The sequence below is a fragment of the Pseudonocardia sp. Ae150A_Ps1 genome (assembly GCF_001932315.1).
Lineage (GTDB): Bacteria > Actinomycetota > Actinomycetes > Mycobacteriales > Pseudonocardiaceae > Pseudonocardia.
Genome location: NZ_MCIJ01000001.1, coordinates 3582785 through 3598133 on the forward strand (window position 1 = coordinate 3582785; position 15349 = coordinate 3598133).

The 15349-nt window shown below is 71.0% G+C and carries 22 protein-coding genes; 7 read left to right on the top strand and 15 right to left on the bottom strand.

Annotation, left to right across the window (positions count from 1 at the left end; all coding sequences use genetic code 11):
• Nucleotides 1-18 precede the first annotated feature (18 nt).
• A complete protein-coding gene (locus tag Ae150APs1_RS16705; protein WP_075298811.1) occupies nucleotides 19-654 on the top strand; it encodes an AmiS/UreI family transporter in 636 nt (211 codons plus the stop codon).
• 21 nt (nucleotides 655-675) lie between these two features.
• Here the strand turns inward: Ae150APs1_RS16705 and Ae150APs1_RS16710 are convergent, their stop codons facing one another.
• Nucleotides 676-1140 carry an STAS domain-containing protein gene (locus Ae150APs1_RS16710; RefSeq protein ID WP_075298813.1) on the bottom strand — a complete coding sequence of 155 codons (465 nt, stop codon included), beginning with the start codon at nucleotides 1138-1140 and terminating at the stop codon, nucleotides 676-678.
• A gap of 192 nt (nucleotides 1141-1332) precedes the next feature.
• Here Ae150APs1_RS16710 and deoC point away from each other — a divergent pair, with 192 nt between their 5' ends.
• The 3 genes from deoC (at nucleotide 1333) to Ae150APs1_RS16725 (ending at nucleotide 4244) form a co-directional block, all read left to right on the top strand.
• Nucleotides 1333-2055 carry a deoxyribose-phosphate aldolase gene (gene deoC, locus Ae150APs1_RS16715; RefSeq protein ID WP_010230041.1) on the top strand — a complete coding sequence of 241 codons (723 nt, stop codon included), beginning with the start codon at nucleotides 1333-1335 and terminating at the stop codon, nucleotides 2053-2055.
• Between the two features lie 97 nt (nucleotides 2056-2152).
• Entirely contained in the window at nucleotides 2153-3730 is a 1578-nt protein-coding gene (locus Ae150APs1_RS16720) for a hypothetical protein (protein WP_075298816.1), read from the top strand.
• Nucleotides 3636-4244 carry a DsbA family protein gene (locus Ae150APs1_RS16725; RefSeq protein WP_029239192.1) on the top strand — a complete coding sequence of 203 codons (609 nt, stop codon included), beginning with the start codon at nucleotides 3636-3638 and terminating at the stop codon, nucleotides 4242-4244. The genes Ae150APs1_RS16720 and Ae150APs1_RS16725 overlap by 95 nt, the downstream gene beginning before the upstream one ends.
• 68 nt (nucleotides 4245-4312) lie before the next feature.
• Here Ae150APs1_RS16725 and Ae150APs1_RS16730 read toward each other — a convergent pair whose 3' ends face one another.
• The gene (locus tag Ae150APs1_RS16730) at nucleotides 4313-4687 is read right to left on the bottom strand and encodes a hypothetical protein (protein ID WP_075298818.1); all 375 of its coding nucleotides are present in this window, start codon (nucleotides 4685-4687) and stop codon (nucleotides 4313-4315) included.
• A gap of 332 nt (nucleotides 4688-5019) precedes the next feature.
• A complete protein-coding gene (locus Ae150APs1_RS16735) occupies nucleotides 5020-5658 on the bottom strand; it encodes a TetR/AcrR family transcriptional regulator (protein ID WP_083680177.1) in 639 nt (212 codons plus the stop codon).
• Nucleotides 5659-5758: 100 nt separating this feature from the next.
• Between Ae150APs1_RS16735 and Ae150APs1_RS16740 the strand changes: the two genes are divergently transcribed.
• A complete protein-coding gene (locus Ae150APs1_RS16740; RefSeq protein WP_075298820.1) occupies nucleotides 5759-6289 on the top strand; it encodes an SCP2 sterol-binding domain-containing protein in 531 nt (176 codons plus the stop codon).
• Between the two features lie 31 nt (nucleotides 6290-6320).
• The gene (locus Ae150APs1_RS16745) at nucleotides 6321-7529 is read left to right on the top strand and encodes an acyl-CoA dehydrogenase family protein (RefSeq protein ID WP_075298822.1); all 1209 of its coding nucleotides are present in this window, start codon (nucleotides 6321-6323) and stop codon (nucleotides 7527-7529) included.
• A gap of 68 nt (nucleotides 7530-7597) precedes the next feature.
• Here Ae150APs1_RS16745 and Ae150APs1_RS16750 read toward each other — a convergent pair whose 3' ends face one another.
• The 12 genes from Ae150APs1_RS16750 to Ae150APs1_RS16805 all read right to left on the bottom strand — a co-directional run bounded on the left by Ae150APs1_RS16750 (nucleotide 7598) and on the right by Ae150APs1_RS16805 (nucleotide 14847).
• Complete coding sequence (locus tag Ae150APs1_RS16750; RefSeq protein ID WP_075298824.1) at nucleotides 7598-8827, bottom strand: site-specific integrase; 1230 nt, start codon at nucleotides 8825-8827, stop codon at nucleotides 7598-7600.
• A gap of 3 nt (nucleotides 8828-8830) precedes the next feature.
• The gene (locus Ae150APs1_RS16755) at nucleotides 8831-8992 is read right to left on the bottom strand and encodes a helix-turn-helix domain-containing protein (RefSeq protein ID WP_075312812.1); all 162 of its coding nucleotides are present in this window, start codon (nucleotides 8990-8992) and stop codon (nucleotides 8831-8833) included.
• A gap of 53 nt (nucleotides 8993-9045) precedes the next feature.
• Complete coding sequence (locus tag Ae150APs1_RS16760) at nucleotides 9046-10533, bottom strand: replication initiator (protein WP_075298828.1); 1488 nt, start codon at nucleotides 10531-10533, stop codon at nucleotides 9046-9048.
• Between the two features lie 6 nt (nucleotides 10534-10539).
• On the bottom strand, nucleotides 10540-10860 hold the full coding sequence (locus tag Ae150APs1_RS16765; protein WP_075298830.1) for a hypothetical protein: 321 nt from the start codon (nucleotides 10858-10860) through the stop codon (nucleotides 10540-10542).
• 81 nt (nucleotides 10861-10941) lie between these two features.
• Nucleotides 10942-11322: a hypothetical protein gene (locus Ae150APs1_RS16770; protein WP_075298832.1), complete on the bottom strand. Its 381-nt coding sequence runs from the start codon at nucleotides 11320-11322 to the stop codon at nucleotides 10942-10944.
• Nucleotides 11319-11615, bottom strand: coding sequence for a hypothetical protein (locus Ae150APs1_RS16775; RefSeq protein ID WP_075298834.1), 297 nt, complete (start codon nucleotides 11613-11615; stop codon nucleotides 11319-11321). Before Ae150APs1_RS16775 ends, Ae150APs1_RS16770 begins: the two co-directional genes overlap by 4 nt.
• A complete protein-coding gene (locus tag Ae150APs1_RS16780) occupies nucleotides 11612-11929 on the bottom strand; it encodes a hypothetical protein (protein WP_212567219.1) in 318 nt (105 codons plus the stop codon). Before Ae150APs1_RS16780 ends, Ae150APs1_RS16775 begins: the two co-directional genes overlap by 4 nt.
• A complete protein-coding gene (locus Ae150APs1_RS16785; RefSeq protein WP_139316950.1) occupies nucleotides 11926-12213 on the bottom strand; it encodes a hypothetical protein in 288 nt (95 codons plus the stop codon). The genes Ae150APs1_RS16780 and Ae150APs1_RS16785 overlap by 4 nt, the downstream gene beginning before the upstream one ends.
• 46 nt (nucleotides 12214-12259) lie before the next feature.
• Nucleotides 12260-13099: an FtsK/SpoIIIE domain-containing protein gene (locus Ae150APs1_RS16790; protein ID WP_075298838.1), complete on the bottom strand. Its 840-nt coding sequence runs from the start codon at nucleotides 13097-13099 to the stop codon at nucleotides 12260-12262.
• 90 nt (nucleotides 13100-13189) lie between these two features.
• Nucleotides 13190-14005, bottom strand: a complete 816-nt coding sequence (locus Ae150APs1_RS16795; protein ID WP_075298840.1) for a hypothetical protein — start codon at nucleotides 14003-14005, stop codon at nucleotides 13190-13192.
• A 141-nt stretch (nucleotides 14006-14146) separates the two neighbouring features.
• Nucleotides 14147-14473 (bottom strand): hypothetical protein, encoded by a 327-nt coding sequence (locus Ae150APs1_RS16800; protein WP_075298842.1) that lies wholly within the window; start codon nucleotides 14471-14473, stop codon nucleotides 14147-14149.
• Nucleotides 14474-14517: 44 nt separating this feature from the next.
• Complete coding sequence (locus Ae150APs1_RS16805) at nucleotides 14518-14847, bottom strand: hypothetical protein (RefSeq protein ID WP_075298844.1); 330 nt, start codon at nucleotides 14845-14847, stop codon at nucleotides 14518-14520.
• A 192-nt stretch (nucleotides 14848-15039) separates the two neighbouring features.
• Here Ae150APs1_RS16805 and Ae150APs1_RS16810 point away from each other — a divergent pair, with 192 nt between their 5' ends.
• Entirely contained in the window at nucleotides 15040-15330 is a 291-nt protein-coding gene (locus Ae150APs1_RS16810) for a helix-turn-helix transcriptional regulator (protein WP_139316951.1), read from the top strand.
• Nucleotides 15331-15349: the final 19 nt, after the last annotated feature.

Here is a 15349-nt window from a genome sequence, read left to right on the forward strand (position 1 = left end):
CACGGGAGGGAGTCAGCGATGGCATCTGTCGGGCTGTTGTTCGTCGGCGCCGTGCTGTTCATCAACGGGGTGATGCTGCTGGGCTGGGTGGACGCGAAGTCCGCCGCGCCGATGAACTTCTTCGTCGGTGGCCTGCAGATCATCACGCCGACCTACCTGATCTTCACCGCCAACGGGGACGCCGACGTGATCCTCGCGGCGTCCGGGCTCTACCTGTTCTCCTTCACCTACCTGTACGTCGCGCTGAACCTCACGCTGAACCTGGACGGCACCGGGCTGGGCTACTTCTGCCTGTTCGTCTTCATCTCGGCGCTGGTGTTCTCGTGGCTGAACTTCACGCGCTTCGCCGATCCCGGCTTCGGGGTCATCTGGCTGTACTGGGCGTTCCTCTGGCTGCTGTTCTTCCTGCTGCTGGGGCTCAAACAGGAGCAGCTCGGGCGCTACACCGGCGCGGTCTGCGCCATCCAGGGCTGGGTCACCGGATGGCTCCCGGCGCTGCTGCTGCTCACCGGGGCGTACGACGCCCTGACCGGCCCGCTGGCCGTCGTCCTCGCGGTGTTCGGCGTGGTCGTCTTCGGGGCGTTGTTCCCGTTGCTGGGACGGCGGCGCTCCGGTGGCGCGGTGGCGGCCTCGGACCCGGCCGTGCCCGCCTGACCGGGGACCGTGCCGCGGCGGCTACGCGTCGTCGCGGCGCGGCATCCCGTCGAGCCGGACGTCCGGCGCGGGAACAGCGAAGAGCATGCCCGCCGAGGCGGCCGGCTCCTCCGGCATGCGGTCGACGACGTCGAACAGCTCCATCGCGCCCGTCACCTGCAGTGCGCGCCGGGCCGCACGGCTGGTGCCGCAGGCGACCCGCAGCCGCTTGCCCTCGGCGCCGATCACGTCCCTGGCCTCCAGCAGCGAGGTGAGGCCCGCGGTGCCGAGGAAGTCCACACCGGACAGATCCAGGACGAGGTCGGAGCTCTCCTCGGACCACATGCCGAGCTCCACCCAGAGGTCGGGCGAGGTCTCGTCGTCGACGGCGCCGATCGCGCGCAGCACGGTCGCGCCGGAGGGATGGTGGGACCGCTCGAAGCGCAGCGCCGGACCGATCTCCTCGGCGGGCTCCGGGACCGGCAGGTGCTGCTCGTCGTCGACCATCGCCAGTCCTCTCGGCGGACCGGTACCTCCGGCACGCCGGGTCAGCATCGCAGCGCCCGGCCGTCACCGCATGTGGTGACCGGAGGGCCAGGCCGTCGGCGCGGCCGACCCGGGGTCACGGGCGCGTAGCCTGCCCGGTGCACGCCAGCACACGCCGTCGCGGGGACCGTCCCGCCACAGAGGAGGACCGCCGTGCCCGCGCCGACCCTCACCGCCACCGAGATCGCCGGGATGATCGACCACGCGATCCTCCGCCCCGAGCTGACCCGGCCCGACGTCGACGCCCAGCTCGACGTCGCCGCGCGGTACCGGATCTTCAGCGTGTGCGTGCGCCCGAGCGACGTCGCGCACGCGGCCGCCCGGCTCGCCGGCACCGGCGTCGCGGTCGGGACCGTGATCGGCTTCCCGCACGGCACGACCAGCACGGCGGCCAAGGTCGCCGAGTCCACGCAGGCGGTCGCCGACGGCGCGGCCGAGCTGGACATGGTGGTCAACGTCGGACGCCTGCGCAGCGGGCTGCTCGACGACGTCGAGGCCGACGTCCGGGCCGTCGTCGGGGCGGCGGGAGGGCGCGTCGTCAAGGTCATCCTCGAGACCGCCCTGCTCTCCGACGACGAGATCGAGGCCGGCTGCCGGGCCGCCGAACGCGCCGGGGCCGCGTTCGTGAAGACCTCGACCGGGTTCGCCGGCGGCGGGGCGACGGCGGAGCACGTCGCGCTGATGCGCCGCACCGTCGGGCCGCAGGTGCAGGTCAAGGCGTCCGGCGGGGTGCGGGACCTGGACACCGTCCTGGCCTTCCACGCCGCGGGCGTGACCCGCTTCGGCACCAGCGGGACGGCCACGATCCTCGACGACGCCGCCGCCCGCGAGTCCGGTGCCACCGGCGGGGCACGGGTGGACGACACCTCGTACTGAGTGCTCCGTGCGGACGCCCGATCTGCGAAGCTGACCGGCGACCGTACGACAGCCCGAGGAGAGCGATGGCCGAGGAGAGCGATGGCCGAGGAGAGCGATGGCCGAGCAGCCCCTCCCGTCCGCGTGGTCGCCCGCCGGCGTCACCGGGACGCTGATCGGCGCCGCCGTCGGGACCGTCGGTGCCGCGGTGGAGATCGGACGCAGGCTCCCGGGCTGGCTCGCCGACGCCCCGCGCGCGGTCGAGGCACTGCCCGCGGTGGCCGGGGAGCTGGGCACGCTGCCGCGCCGCATCGCCGGCGTCGACGCCGCGCTGAGCGGGCTCGCCCCGGTGCTCGACGACGTCCTCGGCCGGGTGGTCGCGCTCTGGGACGACCCGGCCACGGTCGAGCGTGTCGACCGGCTGACCGCGGCGGTCGTCGAGCTGGCGGGGGCGGCCGGTCCGCTGACCGAGCTCGCCGGGGCCCGGCGCGACTTCGGCGTGCTCGCCGGTGCCGTGGAGCCGTTGCGCGAGCTCGGCGGGGCGGTCGGGTCGCTGCGTGACCTGGCCTCGGCGGTGGAGCCGCTGCGGGAGCTGGCGTCCGCGGTGGAGCCGCTGCGTGAGCTCGGTGCCGCGGTCGAGCCGCTGCGCGAGCTGGCGGCGGTGCGGGAGGACCTGCACGAGCTGGCCGCGGTCCGCGCGGACCTGCACGAACTCGCGTCCGCCGCGGGGCCGCTGCGGGAGCTGGCCACCGCCGTCGAGCCCCTGCGGGAGCTGGCAGGCGCCGTCGAACCGCTCCGGGAGCTGGGCACCGCCGTCGGCCCGTTGCGGGACCTCGGTACCGCGGTGGAGCCGCTGCGGGAGCTGAGCACGGCCGTGGACCCGTTGCGGGAGCTGAGCACGGCGACCGGACCGTTGCGGGAGCTGAGCTCCGCCGTGGCCCCGTTGCGCGAGCTGGGCACGGCGGTCGGGCCGTTGCGTGAGCTGGCCGCGGCGGGACTCCACCTCGAGGGGCTCGCCGGCGCGGTCGGAGCGGTCGAGGAGCTCGCTGCCGCCCGGGGCGACCTCGCCCGGCTGGCCGAGGCCGTCGGACCGCTGCAGGAGCTGGCCGGGGCCCGTGCGGACCTCGGCGAGCTGGCCGGCGCGGTACCGCCGCTGCGCGAACTGGCGCGCACCCGGGAGGACCTGGCCGCACTCGCGGGCGCCGTGGAACCGCTGCGCGAGCTGGCCCTGACCCGCGACGACCTGGCGGCGCTGGCCGCATCGATCGGGGAGGACGGCGCGGTGCAGCGGATCGCCTCCGCCGTCGCCGACCCCGCGACCGAGGCCGACGGCTCCGCCCCCGCCTCGCGGCGCTCGACACGAACCTGGCCCAGGCTGCGGACCGGCTCACCGCGGTCGCCCCGGACCTGCGTGCGGTGGCGGCCCGGATCGACGCCCTCGACCGGCAGATCGGGGTGCTCGCCGACGCGCTCGCGCCGCTGCAGGGCACGACCGAGCGGATCGGGCGGATCGTCGACCGGCTGCCGGACCGCATGCGGCGCCTCGTCACCCGTCCCGCGCCGGAGGCGTGATCCGGCTCGCCGGTGGGAACAGGGCCGGTGTGACGACCCGTGTGGACCTGTTCGTCGATCCCGTCTGCCCGTTCGCCTGGATCGCCTTCCGGTGGCTGACCGAGGAGGTGGTCCCGGCCCGTGACGTCGATCTGCGGGTGCGGCTGATGAGCCTCGCCGTGCTGAACGAGGGCCGCGAGGGACACACCCCCGAGCACGAGAAGGGTGGGGACAGCGCCTGGCGCCCGGTGCGGGCCGGCACGGCGCTGCGCCGGGAGCGTGGCGAGCCGGGGGTCCGGGAGTTCGTCCGGGCCTTCGGGGACCGCTACCACCAGGAGCGGGTCCGCCCGCGGGACGCCGCCCTGCGCGCCGCGCTCGACGACGTCGGTGCGGCCGGCCTGCACCGGTTCGCCGACGACCCCGCCCACGACGACGAGGTGCGGGCCGAGCACGCCGCCGGCCAGGAGCCGGTCGGCGACGACGTCGGGACACCCGTCCTGCACGTGGAGGGCGTGGCGTTCTTCGGTCCCGTCCTCGGTGCGGTCCCGCGGGGGCAGGAGTCGCTCGACGCCTTCGACGGCGCCGTGCTGCTGGCCCGCAACCCGATGTTCTACGAGCTCAAGCGCACCCGGAGCGGCGGGATAGACCTGGCGTCCTGATCTTTCCGACCTGTCCCGGATCCGGGAGGCGGGGGGCCGCCTCCCGGACCGGTGCGCCGGGAGTCCGGTCAGCCGGCGAGGCCGGCGATCTGCTCCACGACGGTCTTCTGGGCCTGGTCGGTCTTGGCCGCGTTGTCCTGCTCGTTGGCCGAGTCGATCCCGTTGTCCTGGACGATCGACTGCTCGGTGCCCGTGTCCGAGTCCTCGTTCGCGACGGCGCCCAGGCCGAGCACGTCGGTCGCGTTGACGGCCGGGTTGGCCTGGGTGACCGGGGCGAGCGACGTGTTGTCCTGGTCGGTGCCGGCCGCCTGGCCGGACGAGGCGGTCGCGTCCGAGGTCTGGTTCTGCTCGGAGCTGTCGTCGGCGACGGCCATGCCGGCGACGCCGAGGGTCATCGGCACCGCCAGCGCGGTGGCGGTGAGGGTGCGCACGGTCTGACGCATGAAAGGTGTTCCCTTCGACAGTTCTCTTCTCACGTGCACGTACCTGGAATGGCGGTACGCGCTGCCCCGAAAGGTAGTGGCGATCGACCGTGGACGCCCACCGGATCGGCGGTGACGAATTCGGCACCGCATTCGGTGAACCGGTGTCCCGGGTCGCTCGTAGGGGTCGGACCTGCGGCGGAGCGGGAGCAAACGAAGGGTGCTGACCTGCTTGGACGCAGGTCTCACTCGGTCGGGTGACATCCACGATCGGGTGTGCACCCGAATAATGCCGTGCGCAGCAGAATTGCGGTTAGAAATGCGCCGAGAAATGTTTACCGGCCCTCGGCGGCTCAGGTGAGAGTGTCGCGGATCCGTTCGAGTCCGGGCCAGATCAGGGTCGTCAGCGTCTCCGCCAGCGCGTCGGGATCCTCCGCTCCGGGGATGCCGGCCGTACCGGCCCAGTCGGCGAGACCCTCCGCCGCACCCGTCAGGGCCGCGGCCACCGGTCCGGCGACGGCGGCCGGGTCGGCGCCCGCGGGGATCGCGAGCTCGGCGGCCAGCAGCTCGGCGATCCGTCCGACGATGCGGGACCTGGCCTCGTGCACCTCGTCGGCGAACACCCCGGTCCTGGCCTGCCGGTAGAGCACCGCCCAGCCGTCCCGGTGGGTGGTGACGGTGGTGAAGAACGCCCGCAGTCCGCGTCGCAGCCGCTCCTCGGCGTCCGCGGCGGGGCCGCCGGCGGCGTCGGACACCGACCCCAGCAGGCGCTCGGACTCGCGCCGGATGCAGCGCCGCAGCAGCTCCTCCTTCGAGCCGCCGCCGTGTGTGTAGACCATCGGCTTCGACACCCCGGCCTGTTCGGCGACGGCGTCCATCGACGCGTCGTGGAAGCCGGAGCGGGAGAACACGCGCACGGCCGCGTCGAGCACCTGCTTCTCGCGCTGCTCGGGGGGCAGGCGACGGCGGCGGGAGCCCGGCGGGGATGCCATCTCGACACCTTAACTACTCATGCGTAAAGTACCGAGCATCCCGACCCCGGTACCGCGAGTACCGGGCACTTACGGCAACCACGGCGAGGTGGAGCGAACGATGGCCGAGACGGTCGACATCAACGAGCTGGGCCGCAGCGTGGACCCGAAGTCCCTGTCCGACGAGGAGCTCCTCTCCACGCTCGGGACGGCGCTCCGCGACGGCGACCCGAAGGACGTCGATCCGTCGATCTTCGCCCGGCTGGTGAAGAGCGCGTCGAAGCAGCAGCTCGCGACCGTGATGTCGTCGGACATCCGCCGTACCGTGCTGGAAGCGATCTTCGGGCGGATGAGCGAGTTCTACTCGTCGAAGGGCGCGGGCGGGAACCGTCAGGTCGTGCACTGGCACATCAAGGACGGCGCGACCGTCGACAGCTTCCAGACCGTGCTGCACGAGGGCACCTGCACCGTCACCCACGGCACCGACGAGGACCCCCGGACCGCGCTGACCATGCCCGGCACCGAGTTCCTCAAGGTCGCCACGAACAACGCCAACCCGGTGACGCTGTTCATGATGCGCAAGCTGAAGGTCGAGGGCGACGTCGGATTCGCGACCGCCCTGCAGAAGATGTTCCAGATCCCGTCCGCCTGACGACGACCGGCACCGACCTGCGGAGAAGTAGATGACCTCCTTCGAACTGTCCGAGGAGCACCGCGAGCTCCAGGAGTGGGTGCACGGGTTCGCCGCCGACGTCGTCCGCCCGGCCGCCGCCGAGTGGGACGAGCGCGAGGAGACCCCGTGGCCGATCCTCCAGGAGGCCGCGAAGATCGAGCTCTACAACTTCGAGACGCTCGCGTCGTTCTGGGGAGACGAGACCGGCCTGTCGATGCCGCTCGTCAACGAGGAGCTCTTCTGGGGCGACGGCGGCATCGGGATGGCGATCTTCGGGACGACACTCGCGGTGGCGGGCATCTTCGCCTCCGGCACCCCGGACCAGATGGTCGAGTTCATCCCCCAGTGCTACGGCGACGCCTCCGACCCGAAGGTCGGCGCGTTCTGCTCGTCCGAGCCCGACGCCGGCTCCGACGTCTCGGCGATGCGCACCCGCGCCGTGTACGACGAGGCCCGCGACGAGTGGACGCTGACCGGGCAGAAGGCCTGGGCGACCAACGGCGGCATCGCGAACATCCACGTCGTGCAGGCCGTCGTGGACCCGGAGCTGGGGAGCAAGGGGCAGGCGGCGTTCGTCGTCCCGCCCGGCACCCCGGGACTGGAGTCCACCCGCAAGATCAAGAAGATGGGACTGCGGGCGTCGCACACCGCGGACGTCTTCCTCGACGAGGTGAAGCTCCCCGGCAGCTGCCTGCTCGGCGGGAAGGAGAAGCTCGACGAGCGGCTGGCCCGCGCCCGTGAGGGGGCGAGGTCGACCGGCTCGGCCGCGATGCAGACCTTCGAGCTGTCCCGGCCGACCGTCGGCTCGCAGGCGGTCGGCATCGCCCGTGCCGCCTACGAGTACGCCCTGGAGTACGCGAAGGACCGGGTCGCGTTCGGCCGCCCGATCATCGAGAACCAGTCGATCTCCTTCATGCTCGCCGACATGAAGACCGAGATCGACGCCGCCCGGCTGCTGGTGCACCGGGCCGCGTGGATGGGCCGCAACGGTGTGCCCTTCACCGCCGGCGAGGGGTCGATGTCGAAGCTCAAGGCCGGCCGGGTCGCGGTGTGGTCGACCGAGCGGGCGATCCAGATCCTGGGCGGCGCCGGGTACTCCCGCGAGCACCCGGTGGAGCGGATGCACCGCAACTCCAAGATCTACGACATCTTCGAGGGCACCGAGCAGATCCAGCAGCTCGTCATCGCCCGGGCGATCTCCGGGAAGCACCTTTCCTGAGGTCAGAGCCCTGTCGGAGGTCTGCCCGGTTGCTCGGCCGTATGGTCGGGCGCCGGGCATCCTCATGATCAGGCCGTGTGCAGGCCGTTCGAGGACGACGGCGAAGGACCGAGGACACCGTCGATGCCTGCGCGGGCCCGCTCGTAGCTGGACGGCACGAGGTGGGTGTAGGTCCGCAGCGTGAAGCCCGGGTCGCTATGGCCGAGGTAGGCCGCCAGCTCTTTGACGGACACGCCCTGCGAGAGCAGGGTCGAGGCGAAGAAGTGACGTAGGGCGTGCATCCCGTCGGCACGCTTGCGGTAGACGAGGCCGGCGGACCGGAATGCGCCCTGCCAGATGACCTTGTTGAAGAGGTCTCCGCTGTAGAGACGGCCCTCGTCTCCAGTCATCAGCAGGTCGGTGGTGACGGGCTCCCCGTCGGGGTTATCCCACGGCAACGTGATCGATGACGGCGGGAAGTCGTCCAGGTGCGCGGTGATGTGGTCGAGGACTGCGCCGGACAACGGCACGACGCGCGTCTTCCCACCCTTGGGAAGCGCGAACACGATTCGTCGTTCGACCGTCCTGATCTGACGGCGGACATAGACGACCATGGAGTCGCGGTCGATGTCCTCGGTGCCGAGTCCCAGGATCTCTCCCTGGCGCAGACCGCAACCCGCTCCGATGATCACGGCGAGGCGGAACCGTTCGCTGATGTGCTGCTCGATCGCGGCGAGCCGTGTGCGGGGCCAGATGACGATGTTGCTCGCCGACGAGGTCGGGCGCTTGATCGTCTGTGCCTTGCACGGGTTGTGGGCGATCAGTCGTTCCTCGACGGCGGAGTCGAGCACCGAGGAAACGATCGTGAACAGCACGGTCCGGTAGTTGGCGCTGTAGCCGCGGTCGTCGAGTTCGCCGAGCCAGTTCCGAACGATCGCCGGTGTGATCGAGTTGAGCGGGCGCTTCTCGAAGAACGGGTAGATGCGGGCGTCGAGACGGCTCCGGAGCGCGCCCCGGGTGGCCCGGTCGGTCGACTGCCCCTTCAGCCAGTTCTCGGCGTGAGCTTTGAAGCTGATCTTTCCTGCGTTGACGCTGACGTACTTGCCCTCACGCTTGGCCGACTCGACCTCGACGAGGAAGTCGTCAGCCTCCTTCTTGCAGCGGTCGGGGAAGGTGCGCGAGCGTTCGACGCCGTCCGGGTCGATGTAGCGGACCTTGTAGCGCTGGCCCTTGCCGTGGATCGAGGTCTTGACCTTGCGGACCTTCTTGGTCGTGGGGTCGACCTCCGGGCGGTACCAGCGGTCCTGGACGTGCCCCACGGGTCAGGCCGCGTGAGCGGTGAACCAGTCGCGGACACCTGCTGGGTCGTAGCGCAGGTGCTTGCCCATCTTACAGGCCGGCGGGCCCTGCTTCTTGCGGCGCCACTGGTACAGCGTCTCGACGGGGATGCGCAGGTAGCGCGAGACGTCCTCGATCGTCCACATGGGTTCCGGCTGGTCGTTCATGGTTCTCCTCAGGATGACGTTTACGGGTTCTCCTAGCTGGTGGTGCGTTCCTCGCGGGCCAGGGCGCGGTGCTCGCGGGCGCGTGCTGCGGCGTCGGCGGCGAGCTGGGCGTCAGCGGTGCTGTTCCAGCCGATCCCGGCGAGGGTGAGGCGGCAGACGACGAGGGTGGTGTCGTCGAGGTCCTGGTCGTCGTCGCCGTGGTGGCGGCGCCAGTGGTCGGTGCGGCTGGTGCGGCGCCAGGTCCGGCGTTCGGCGCGCAGCCGGGTGTGGGTGGTGGAGTAGCGCCGGGACTTGGTGGCGAAGTGGCCGCCGAAGCCGAGCATGTGGGTCCAGCGCTCGAGTCGGCCGTAGGTGTCGTGCCAGGTGGCGCGGTCGTCGTCGCTGGTCCAGTCGGCGGGGCGGGTGCCGAGTTGGCGGGCGTAGGCGATGAGGCGGCCGAGGTGGGTGTGGGCGTCGGCGTAGTGCTCGACGAGGTCGGCGGTGAGCCGTCCGGTGATGGGGAGGCCGGCGGGTTCGGTGGCCTTGGTGGCGTACTTGGCGAGGTACGCGGCGACGGCGTCGGAGGTGATCGCGCCGGAGTCGAGTCCGTGGGTGACGGCGCGGATGTCGGTCTGTGGGCCCCAGGTGATCGGCCAGGTGTGGCCGGTGTCGGCGTAGGGAGGGGTGCCGAAGCCGGTGGCCCGGGTGGCGCCTGCGACGAGCTCGGCGAGGTGGGCCGGGGTGATGGTGGCCGGCGGCGGGAGTATCGCATCGGGGTTGTCTGGGTCGACGGTGTCGAGGCGGATGAGGGCGTGGAAGTGGACGACGCCGCGGCGTTGGTACTCGGCGACCTTGCCGTAGGAGACGCGCAGCTTCGTGCCGTGGACCTTGGCCAGGGGCCGCAGCGACCGGTTGAGGGCGATCATGGTGCGGCGCCAGAGTTCTCCGGACCAGCCGTTCCAGACGACGTGGTGGGCGTGGTCGTAGCAGTCCAGGCACAGCGGCCGGCCGAGGCAGGCCGCTGACTCGGTGTGGCGCTGGGTGCAGGTCAGCAGGCGCCCGTGGGGGCAGGGGGTCGCGTTGCGGCGCGGGCGGCAGGGGCGGACCTGTCCGGTGCGGGGGTTGACCACGCGGGTGTGGACGGGGCCGAAAGACGGAGCGGTGAGGGTGGCGAACACAGCGGGGTGTCCGGCGACGGTGTCCGGGACGCCCTTGCCGCCGACGAGGCCGGAGCGGATGAGCTGGTAGGTGTCGGCGCGGTAGGTCTCGGCGCAGGGTGGGCAGACGCTGGCGCGGCGGTCGCCGCAGGGGACGTAGATGACTCCGTCGGGCAGCTCGTGGGTGTGGCGGGTGCGGGTGATGGCGCCGGTGGTGGTGTCGACGTCGTGGAGTTCGCCGGTGAGTCGGACGGGGCGGACGCATCCGCGGGTGGCGGCGGTGTGGTCGAGCCAGCGTCGGTGGTCGCGGGATCCGGCACGGCGCAGGAGCGCGGTGCGTGTGGTGGTGAATCCGGGTGGTCGGGGTGTCGTCGTGGTCGTCACGGGCGGCTACCAGGGGACGGCCGGGAAGGCGTGGCCGAAGTAGTCGCGGGCGATGTACTCGGCGCGGGCGCGGATGGCAGCGACGTCGTCGGCGGTTCGGCTGGTGGTCCAGGTGTGGAGGTCCCCGCCGTCGAACCGCATGACGGCATCGATTGCGGAGAGCGGATCGACGACCTTGACGGCGAGGGTGTCGCCGTAGCGGGCGAGGTGGGCGGCGAGGGCCAGGACGAGCTGCCGGGCGGTGAGGACGTACTCGGCGGCGGTCAGGAACGGCTGCTCGGTGCGGGCGTCGTGGCGGTCGGTCGGGGTGTCGAGGGTGGCGGTCATGGCGGTTCTCCTTGCTCTGGTGGGTGGTTGGCGGTCACCGGGCACCCCCGGCCGGGTGGGGTCGGGGGTGCGGGGTCGCCGTCAACGACCGGGTGCGTCGTCGGTGGTCGGGAGTGCGGCGAGGGTGGTGGTCTCGTGGGCGTCGCATCCGGGACGCAGGCACGAGCGGTAGAGGTCGCAGCCGAACAGGGCGTGGTCAGGGATGAGGCCCCGGCAGTGGCAGGGCGTCCAGTGGCACCAGATGTGGCCCTCGAAGACGCAGCGGGCGCGGTTGCGTCCCAGGACGCAGGATCGGCAGATGAGGCGTCCGTCGTCGGCGGTCCAGCCGTCGGTGGTGATGTGCTGCAACGCCTGCTCGGAGGTCTCGAAGTGCAGCGGGCGTTCCTCGATGCCGTTGGTGTCGTACTCGGACGAGCAGATGTCGCAGGTGATCGCGTAGCAGGTGACGGCCCGGACGCTCATCGGCGTGCCCCCGTGCGGGGGTAGCTCCGGTAGTAGGCGAGGCGGCCGGGGCCGATCTGGTCGCCGATGCTGTGCCAGTGGTGGCCGCCGGACAGGCAGGCGCCCACGGAGCGGTCGAGGGTGTCGTCGACGTGGTCGGCGAGCTGGGCAAGTGCGGCGAGCCGGTCGACGTCGTTGGTGGTCAGGACGTGCCGTCGGTGGCGGTTGAGGACGGCAGCGAGGGTGGTGACGACCGCGGTTTCGACGCGCTGACGGATGTGGCGGCGGATCCGGTCGGTGAGGGTGCGGTTCATCGGTGGTCTCCGTAGCGCTGGTGGGCGGCCTGTCGGGTGGTGCCGAGGCGGGCGGCGATGTCGGCCCAGGAGAAGCCGGCGGCGCGCAGTCCGGTGACGGCGTGGCGGACGGCGGTGTCGATGTCCTCGGCGAGGCGGGCGAGGTCGGCGAGTCCTGCGATGTCGCCGTGGCCGATGCGGCGCCCGTGGGCGGTGACGACGCGGCGGGAGAAGGCGGCGTAGTCGTCGTTCTCGCAGATCCGGCGGGTGCGACCGCGGTGGCGGTGGGTGGGGCGCTCGGGTGTCAAGCCGGTCTTGACGGTCGGCGCGGTCACCGGAGGGCTCCGGCGTAGGGGGCCCGGGTGCTTGCCTCTGTGTCGTGAGGGTCGCGCAGGGCGATGCGTGTCCGGTGCGACGAGGTGAGCCGGTCGGTCAGGGCGACCAGGGTCAGCAGAACGGGCAAGGTGATGAGGAAGCCGATCAGCAGGACCAGCGGGGCGGCCTCGCCGAAGGTGTTGCGGGCGGTGAGAACGAGGCCGGTCGCGGCGGCGACGAACGGAGTGGCGACGAGCAGGTGACGGATGTCGTTCTTCATCTGGGCACACTTCTCCTGGGTCACGAATAGCGGTGCTATTCGGCGGGCGGGTGGAATTGCGAGATCGCGCTTATGCGGCGGGATCGCCGGGCGCGTTGTCGCGGAGGCGACGGGCGGCGTTCACGACGGCGCGGATGTGGGCGTCGGTGAGGTAGGCGGCCTTGAACCGGCGGGGGATTCCGCCTTCGGCGAGCAGCCATCCCACGCCCCGGTCCTCGGGGCGGATGTCCTTGGCGGAGAAGCCTTCCTTGGCCCAGCCGACGGACAGGATGATGTCGGAGCTGGAATCGGTGGTGCAGCGGAAGGCGACGCGGTAGCCGAACAGGTCCCGCAGGCTGGTCGGGATGATGTCGGCGGACGGGCGTTGGGTGGCGGCGACGACGATGATTCCGGCGGCGCGGCCCCGGGCGACGAGGTCGCGGACGAGGGTGCGGAACTCTTCCTGCTCGTCCTTGGTGCCGATGGTGACCGAGTAGTAGGCGAGTTCGTCGATTACGCAGAGGATGACGTCGAGGCCGTCGGTCTGGACGATCTTGCGTCGTCCGGCGGCGTCGAGCTGGGTGTATCGGATGTCCATCTCGGACTGGAGTTCGCGGAGCTTTTCGAGTGCGAGGCCGATGGAGTTGCCGACGAACACGTCGGCGACCGGGCGCCAGAGTCCGAGTTCGACGATCTTGCCGTCGAAGAGCCACAGCCGGGCGTCGGTGCAGAGTGCGGCGTGGCCGATGATGGTGTTGAGCAGTGAGGACTTCCCGGAGCCGGGTTCGCCGCCGTCGAGCAGGTTGCGGTACATCAGGGTGACCTCGACCGGGTCGCCGTTCTCGTCGATGCCGAAGCTGATCGGGTCGTAGATCGAGCGCGGGCCGGCAGGTCGGTTCCGGCGAGTGCGCCGGCGGTTGAGGATCGTCATGGCGGTGTCCTTCACTCGGCGTGGATGCGCAGTGCTTGTGCGGGTGTGGTCGCCGAGGTCCGGCCCGCCGGGCGGCGGGTCGGGTGAGCGCTACAGGCTCGGGTCGGCGTCCTCGTCGTCGGCGGGCCGACGCGCGGTGGCGTTCTTGCCGCTGGTGCGTCCCGACTTCTTCTCGGCCGGTGGTGCGGGCGCCGTGGTGCGGGCGCCGGTGAGGGTGTCGCGGGAGGGCAGGGCGACGACGTTGCCGGTGTCCTCGGGCGTGATGTGCTCGTCAGCCTCGGTCTCAGTGAGGTCGGCGAGGTCGTGGATACCGGTCGGAACGATGTCTCCGACGGTGAGCGGGTCGCGGCGGACGACGTCCACGACGACGAGTGCTGCTTGGGCGCGGACCGGGGTGACCCGGGTGGTGCGGGCCCAGCAGGCGGTGGAGATCCGGTCGGTGACCTGGTCGATGTCCTTGACCGAGAGACCGGCCGGGAGCCACACTCGCACGCGTTCCCCGACCGGGGACGGCCGTGACCACAGCAGCAGCGGCATCTTGCCGTCGTGGGTCATGGTCCGGGTCTGGCCGAAGCAGGCCCGCATCCGATGGCGAGTCGTCACGGCCCAGCAGCGGGCGGTGATGTACCGGCGAGACGCCGGGATACCGATCACCATGACGGTGACGAAGCCCAGTGCGAGGGCGGTGTTCGCGGGGCCGATGTGGTCCCGCAGGACCAACGTGATCGTCAGGATCACGGCGATGCAGGTCAGTTCCGCTCGGAAGCGGATGATCCAGCCCACGACCCGCAGGTACGGGTTCTGGTGTGGGCGGGTGAAGATCTCGATCGTCCCGCTCCGGTACGAGGTCCGGGACGAGTTCCGGCCGCCGGAGCGGCCTTGCGCACGTGAGGTACGTGCCATCATCGATCAGTCCTTCCGACTGCTCTGGCTGAACCGGGGTGGAAGGGCGGACAGAGGCGGACGCGGGGCCGCGTATGTGGTCGGGAAACCTCGGCGGTCCCGTGTCCACCTCTGCCCTTCATCGGGCGAGTCCGGGTAGGCCGGCTAGAAGCCGGAGCCGGAGTTGTGCTCGTCCTCGACGTGCAGGCGGTGTGACATCGCCGCCTTCCACTGACCGACGTGGGTCAGTGCGATCTCCAGGCACTCGGTCATGTCGACCAGGTGCCCGAGCCTCGTGGCCGTGTCGACCTGCGAGGAGTTCGCCTCGATGGCGAACTTGGAGGCCTGGTGAGCGGCCTCGAACACGACGGAATAGTGCGATCCGCAGATCGCGTCGTGCACCTTCGAGATGTTTGCTTCCGGTGCGCGGTACGGCTCGTGCCGTTCCGCCATCGGGGTCACGGTGACCGGGGTGCCGTTGTTGTCGGACATCGTTCACTCATCCCTTCCGCAGAGATCGGGACCGGAATCGCGGCCTACTTGGACGCGCCGGTGTTTCCCTCGGGAAGGACGGACTTGGCACGGAACGCCACCCGCGAGTTGCCGTTCTGAACCCACGGCATCGCCTGCAGACGGTCCACGTACACGAACTGACCCTGATCGACCTTGGGCGGGTTGTCGGCCGCCACCGTGACCAGGATCGTCTCCGCGTCGCCGTCACTCCAGGCCACGAGCTTGACGGCCCACAGGGGGTGGTTCGTGCCACCGCTCTTGTCCCGACGGTGGACACCGTCCTTGTCCAGACGCGGCTCGAATCCGCCGGACGCCTGGAAACGCATGGCATTGGTGTCGAGAATCAACTGCATGGCTGCTGTGCTCCTTCTGGGGATCAACTTGGCAGTTCGCTCACCCCGGACGGGGTGTGCCAGACCAGAACACCAGCGAGCACGTGAGGCCGTAAATTCACGATAGTAAACAGGTTCGTGTTTACCGTTCCGTTTACCGCGTTGACCAGGCACAATGAGAAGCGCGGAATCCGAAGACGAGGGAGACCGGTGATGAGCTCAGCGCTGCGGGGAGCGCGTGAGGCCCAGGGCTGGACACAGGACCAGCTCGCGGGACGTCTGTTGCGTCTGGCCGAGTCGCGCGGTGCGGCGTTGAGCGTCAGCCGGGCGAGCTTGAAGCAGATGGTGTCGGACTGGGAGCGCGGCAAGCGCAAGCCCGGGCACTACCGACAGCTTCTCTGCGACCTGTTCGGACGGACCGCCGATGAACTCGGGTTCCCGGATGCGGCGCCTGCGCCGTTGTCGGTGGCCCCGGCCCAGGGGCTCGAACTGATGCTGGACTAGGCGGCGGTCGTCGACGCTG